This is a genomic window from Kitasatospora sp. NPDC059812 (genome assembly GCF_042732075.1).
Lineage (GTDB): Bacteria > Actinomycetota > Actinomycetes > Streptomycetales > Streptomycetaceae > Kitasatospora.
Window position 1 is genome coordinate 4674 of sequence record NZ_JBHWIO010000148.1, and the last position, 6533, is coordinate 11206.

The following is a 6533-nucleotide window of genomic DNA, read 5'->3' on the forward strand; positions in this document are numbered from 1 at the left end:
GCGTGTGGGGCGGTGTGTGGGGGGGGTTTGTTTTTTCCTCACCCCCGCCCCGGGGGGGGGGGGGGGCCGCCCCGGGGGGGGGGCCCCCCGCCCCCCCGGGGCCCCCCCGTCCGGCGTTAGATTGTGTCGCACTGACGAAAAGGGGAGAGCGATGGACGAGCAGCGCGACCAGGGGATCGCCGACGTGGCCGAGGAGTGGGAGGTCCGGGAGAGCCGGACGCCGTTCCAGGGCAAGGTCACCGGCGTGCGCAGCGAAGAGGTCCGGATGCCCGACGGCAGCTGGGCCCGCCGCGACTACCAGACCCACCCCGGCTCGGTCTCCGTGCTCGCCCTGGACGACAAGCAGCGGGTGCTGGTCCTGCGGCAGTACCGCCACCCCGTCCGCCAGCGCCTGTGGGAGCTGCCCGCCGGCCTGCTCGACGTGCCCGGCGAGAACCCGTGGCACGCCGCGCAGCGCGAGCTGTACGAGGAGGCGCACTGCAAGGCCGACACCTGGCGCATCCTCGCCGACTACTACACCTCCCCCGGCGGCACCGACGAGGCGCTGCGGATGTTCCTCGCCACCGACCTCGCGGAGGCCGAGGGCGAGCGCTACGCGGCGCAGGGCGAGGAGCAGGAGATCGAGGTCGCCTGGGTGCCGGTGTCCGACCTGATCCGGCTGATCCACGCCGGGCGGCTGCACAACCCGACCCTGATCACCGGCACGCTCGCCGTGCACGCCGCGCTCACCGGACCGGACGGGCTGGACGGGCTGCGCCCGGCGGACTCGCCCTGGCCGGCCCGGCCCTTCGAGGGGTGAGCGAACGGCCCGTACGCCTCCTGAGCACCCTGCTGTTGATCCGCGAGGGTGATTTACCGGTTCGTACGACCGGATGTCACCTCGGCTGAGCCGGACGGTCGAACTACGCTTCGCAGACAGGGCGCCCGTCCCGGGCCGCCTCCGCTGAGGCCGGATGACGTCGGGAGTGGCACGGGTGGCGAGGAAGACGGCGACGATGGACCCCGGCCCCGACGCGCCCGTCGGGGCCGTTCCGGGCCTCGACCGGCTGCCGGCCGGGCCCGCACTGTTCGTCGGGCGGCGCACCGAGCTGGCCGCGCTGCGGGCGGCCGCCGCGCGCCCGGCCACCGGCCGCAGCCCGGTGCTGGTGCTGGCCGGCCGCCCCGGCTCCGGCCGCACCACGCTGGCGGTCCGCTTCGCCCGCACCGCCGCCGCGGACCACCCCGACGGCGTGCTCTTCGCGCGCCTGTCCGCCCCCGACGGCGGCCGGGTGACGCCCGCCCGGGCCGCCCGGCTGCTGCTGGAGCAACTCGACCCCGAGGCCCCCGTGCCGCTGCCCGGCGCCACCGGGGACGGTCGGGACGAGCCCGCCTGCGTCGCGCTGCGCGAGGCGCTCGTGGGCCGCCGGGTGCTGCTGGTGCTGGACGACGTCCGGGACGCCGGGCAGCTGTGGCCGCTGCTCGCCGACGAACCCGGCTGCCTGGTGCTCGCCACCACCGCCGGGCCGCTCACCGGCATCGAGGACATCGACCCGGTGATCCTCGGCGGGCTCGACCGGCAGGCCTCCGGCGAACTGCTCGCCGACCTGGTCGGCGGCACCCGGATCTCCTGCGACCCGGTCGGCGGCGCCGACCTGGCCGAGGCCTGCGCGGCCCGGCCGGCCGCCCTGCGGCTGATGGCCGGGTGGCTGCGCGGCGACCCGAAGGCGGCCGTCACCGAGGCGGCGCGCGAGCTCACCCGGGTGGTGGGCGAGGAATCGGCGCGGTCGGCGGCGCCGAAGGGGGAGGGGGAGAAGGCGGAGAAGCCCGTCCAGGGGCCGAAGACCGCCCAGGCGTCGACGCCCGGGAAGGCGGCGAAGCCCGTACAGGGCACGACCTCGGGGAAGGCCGCGAAGGCCGTTCAGGGGCTGAAGGCTGCCCAGGCGTCCACGCCCGGGAAGGCCGGGAAGGCCGCGACGCCCTCGGCGTTGGGGGAGAAGCCGGCCGAGGGCCCGGCGCCGGAGCCCGCCGCCGCCGAGACGGCCGGGGAGCAAGCGGCCTGGGTGAAGCCTGGCCCGGAGCCGGCCGAGCCGGTGCCCGTCCCCGACAGCGACCCGCTGATCGGCGCGTTCACCCTGCTGTACGGCACCCTCCCGGCCGCCCAGGCGCGGATGCTGCGCACCCTCACCCTGGCCCCGGCGCAGACCGCCGACCCGCGCACCGCCTCCGCCCTGGTCGGCTGCCCGGCACCGGAGGCGGCTGTGACGCTCGCCGCACTGGCCGAACGGGAGCTGCTCGGCCAGGAGGCGCCGGCCGCCGACGGCAGCCCGCGCTACCGGGTGCCCGGCCGTCTCTACCCGAGGCTGGTCCGGCTGCGAGAGCAGGAGGACCGGCCCGCCGAGACCGAGCTCGCCCGGGCCCGGCTGCTGGAGCGGCTGGTCCGGCTCACCGAGTCGGCCCGCGCCCTGCTGGACCCGGCGGGCGGCCCCGGGCCGGACCCGCTGCCCGCCGCCCTGCGGCTGGGCTCGGCGGCGCACGCCCGGGAGTGGCTGCTCGGCGAGCGGGACCTGCTGCTCGGGGCGGTGGCCGACGCGATCGGCCAGGGCGACCTGGACGGCTCGGCGGGCCGGCTGGTCACCGCGCTGCTGCGGACCCTGCCGCTCACCGGCGCCGCCCCCGCCGACCTCTACCGGCTGCACGAACTGGTGCTGACCGTCGCCGAGCGGCACGGCCGACCCCGCCGGGCCTCGGCCGCGCTGCTCAACCTGGGCGACCTGCAGGCCGCCGCGGGCCGCTGGGAGCAGGCCGTCGCGCACTACCGGGCCGCCCTGGAGCACGCCCGCACGGCCGGCGACGAACCGCTCTGCGCCCGGGCCCTGGAGGGCGCCGCCGGCTGCCACCGCGCGCTCGGCGACGCGGTGCGCGCCGCCGACTGGTACGGGCGGGCGCTCGGCCTGCGGCAGTCGATGGGGGAGCCCGCCGCCGAGGCCCGGCTGCTCGCCCGGGTGGCCGAGGCGCACACCGCACAGCGCCGTTTCGACGAGGCGGACCGCGAGTACCGGGCCGCGCTGGCGGTGCTGCGCAGGCTCGGCGACGAGCGCGGCCGGGAGGCCGTCGGGGCCGCCCTCGCGGACCTGCGGGAACGCGTCGACGCCGGGTGGTGAGGGGTATTTCGGAGGTATTGTCGAAGATGCCCGGTTAACACACCTTTGGTGGGAAGATCGCAAGGGAAGCCTACGAACCTGCCAATGTGTTCGGCAGATTTATTCACTTTGGAAGGCTGACACGCCGACTGGGCTTCATTACACTCGAACTCAGTCGCGCAGCGATCCCCGCCCCGGGCTGCCCCGGAGGCTTCCCCACGTGCGCGTCGCCCGCCGGTCTTCTCCGGTAGGGACCCCCATGGCAAGAGGACGTGTTTAGCCGTGAAGGTCGGCATCCCCCGCGAGGTCAAGAACCACGAGTACCGCGTGGCCATCACGCCCGCCGGCGTGCATGAGCTGGTCCGCAACGGACACTCGGTCTACATCGAGGACAACGCCGGTGTCGGCTCCTCGATCCCCAACGAGGAGTACGTGGCCGCCGGCGCCACCATCCTCCCCACCGCCGACGAGGTGTGGGCCACGGCCGACCTGCTGCTGAAGGTCAAGGAGCCCATCGCCTCCGAGTACCACCGGCTGCGCAAGGGCCAGACCCTCTTCACGTACCTGCACCTGGCGGCCGACCGCGCCGGCACCGACGCGCTGATCGCCTCGGGCACCACCGCCATCGCGTACGAGACCGTGCAGCTCGGCAACGGCGCGCTGCCGCTGCTCGCCCCGATGTCCGAGGTCGCGGGCCGTCTCGCCCCGCAGGTCGGCTCGTACCACCTGATGCGCCCGGCCGGCGGCCGCGGCGTGCTGCCCGGCGGCGTGCCCGGCACCCACCCGGCCAAGGCCGTCGTCATCGGCGGTGGCGTCTCCGGCTGGCACGCGGCCACCATCGCCATCGGCATGGGCTACGACGTGACCCTGCTCGACCGCGACATCAACAAGCTGCGCGAGGCCGACCGCATCTTCGGCACGAAGATCAAGGCCATCGTCTCCAACACCTTCGAGCTGGAGAAGGCCGTCATCGAGGCCGACCTGGTCATCGGCGCGGTGCTGATCCCGGGCGCCAAGGCCCCGAAGCTCGTCACCAACGAGCTGGTCTCCCGCATGAAGCCGGGCTCCGTGCTCGTCGACATCGCCATCGACCAGGGCGGCTGCTTCGAGGACTCGCACGCCACCACGCACGCCGAGCCGACCTTCCAGGTCCACAACTCGGTCTTCTACTGCGTGGCCAACATGCCGGGCGCCGTCCCGAACACCTCCACCTACGCGCTGACCAACGCGACGATGCCGTACGTCGTCGAGCTGGCCAACCGCGGTTGGAAGGAGGCGCTGCGCCGTGACCCGGCGCTCGCCAAGGGCCTGAACGTGCACGAGGGCCAGATCACCTTCCCGGCCGTGGCCGAGGCCTTCGGCCTGGAGTCGGTCTCGCTGGAGAGCGTGCTCGCCTGATCCGGTGATCCGGTGATCCAGTGATCTGCTGATCCGGCGATCCGCTGATCTGGCGATCCAGTGATCCGGTAGGCCGCCCGGCGGTCGTTCGCCCCCGACCCGATCCCCTCGGGCCGGGGGCTTCGCCGTGCCCGTGAACGGGTGGTTGAGCGGGCGGGTCGCTCTGTCGTCAATTTCTGTCGGTCGTGTCACCCCACCGCAGAAACGTTAGGGTCAACGGCCTACTCATCCCTTGACATCGGCCCGCCCGATAGTCGACACATCCGGCCCACTACCGTGGATTGTGTTGCTGCGAACGCCTTGAACGGCCTAGAGTCGCAAACCGTCGGCATGCTGCCACGCTGACGAATCGACATAGAGTCCTGGATGCCCAAGGAGGTAAGACGACTTGTGAATGAGTCGACATTTGCTCCCGGGGGTGGTCAGCCAGGACTGGCGGAGCGCACCGCCGGCCAGCCGAGTGAGGAGCCCGGGGCCCGGCAGCCCTCCGTGGGCTCGGCCGAGGTCGGCTCGGTCGCACTCCGTACCTTCGAAGCACGCCAGAACACAGCGCAGGTGACCACGGTGACCGATCACGACGCCGACTTGGCGGCCTACGGCCTGGCCTACGGCGAGTTCGCCTACGGTGCCTACGACGACCCGGACGCCGAGTACGAGCCGGACCCGGAGTACGCCGCCACGCTGGCCCCCGACGCCGCGCGCCAGCGCCGCGAGCGGGTCGGCCCGACCGGCCGCCCGCTGCCGTACTTCCCGATCCCCGCCCCGGTCGCCGAGCACGGCCCCGCGCAGATCATCGCCATGTGCAACCAGAAGGGCGGCGTCGGCAAGACCACGTCGACCATCAACCTGGGCGCCGCGCTGGCCGAGTACGGCCGCCGGGTGCTGCTCGTCGACTTCGACCCGCAGGGCGCGCTCTCGGTCGGCCTCGGCGTCAACCCGATGGAGCTCGACGTCACCGTCTACAACCTGCTCATGGAGCGGGGCCTGACGGCCGATGAAGTGCTGCTCAAGACGGCCGTGCCGGGCATGGACCTGCTGCCGTCCAACATCGACCTCTCCGCCGCCGAGGTGCAGCTGGTCAGCGAGGTGGCCCGGGAGTCCGCGCTGGCCCGCGCGCTGAAGCCGCTGCTGCCCGACTACGACTTCGTCATCATCGACTGCCAGCCCTCGCTGGGCCTGCTGACGGTCAATGCGCTGACCGCCGCTCACAGCGTCATCGTCCCGCTGGAGTGCGAGTTCTTCGCGCTGCGCGGCGTCGCACTGCTGACCGAGACCATCGAGAAGGTGTGCGAGCGGCTCAACCCCGAGCTGCGCCTGGACGGCATCCTCGCGACCATGTACGACTCGCGCACCGTGCACAGCCGCGAGGTGCTGGCGCGCGTCGTCGAGGCGTTCGGCGAGCACGTCTTCCACACCGTCATCGGGCGGACCGTGCGCTTCCCGGAGACCACCGTCGCCGGCGAGCCCATCACCACGTACGCGACCAACTCGGTCGGTGCCGCCGCCTACCGCCAGCTTGCCAGGGAGGTGCTCGACCGGTGCCGCCCCGCCGAGTGAGTCTCCCGGGGGCCGACGAGCTGTTCCGGACCACCGGCGGGATGGCGCTGTCGCCCTCCCTCGCGCCGCGTCCGGCCGCCGACGCAGCCAGAGCGGAGACCGCGCGGACCGTCCACGGCACGGACGGCGCCGAAGGCGCCGAGGACGCCCAGGACACCCAGCGCACCGGCGAGGCCGGGCGGCAGCCGTCCCCGGACCAGCAGTCGGCCGCCGGCGCACCGGCGGGCGCCCAGCCGCCCGCCCAGCGCTCCGCCTCGTCGGCCGGGCCCCAGGGCGCCGTACCGGCCGGCCGCCAGCACCCCGGCGCCGCCGAGGAGCAGGCCGGCGGCACCGGGCGCGCCCGGCCGCGCGGCCGCGGGCCCCCCCCCGCCCCGGGCCGCGGGCGCCCCGCCCCCTGGTTCACCGCCGTCCTGGGCCGCGTCGCGCCCGGCGGGCGCGGGCCCGCCCCCCGGGAGCTCG

The 6533-nt window shown here is 74.5% G+C and carries 4 protein-coding genes and 1 pseudogene; all 5 read left to right on the forward strand.

The genetic code is table 11. The features are described from left to right. Window positions 1-151: 151 nt before the first annotated feature. The gene (locus ACFV6D_RS37890) at window positions 152-799 is read left to right on the forward strand and encodes an NUDIX domain-containing protein (RefSeq protein WP_380430272.1); all 648 of its coding nucleotides are present in this window, start codon (window positions 152-154) and stop codon (window positions 797-799) included. A gap of 175 nt (window positions 800-974) precedes the next feature. Then, window positions 975-3140, forward strand: a complete 2166-nt coding sequence (locus ACFV6D_RS37895; protein WP_380563265.1) for an AAA family ATPase — start codon at window positions 975-977, stop codon at window positions 3138-3140. Between the two features lie 261 nt (window positions 3141-3401). Then, a complete protein-coding gene (gene ald / locus ACFV6D_RS37900; protein WP_063349655.1) occupies window positions 3402-4517 on the forward strand; it encodes an alanine dehydrogenase in 1116 nt (371 codons plus the stop codon). A gap of 489 nt (window positions 4518-5006) precedes the next feature. Next, a complete protein-coding gene (locus ACFV6D_RS37905) occupies window positions 5007-6074 on the forward strand; it encodes a ParA family protein (RefSeq protein WP_208869108.1) in 1068 nt (355 codons plus the stop codon). Next, a pseudogene (locus tag ACFV6D_RS37910) lies at window positions 6071-6533 on the forward strand (hypothetical protein); the annotation flags it as partial. The gene ACFV6D_RS37905 and the pseudogene ACFV6D_RS37910, both read left to right, overlap by 4 nt.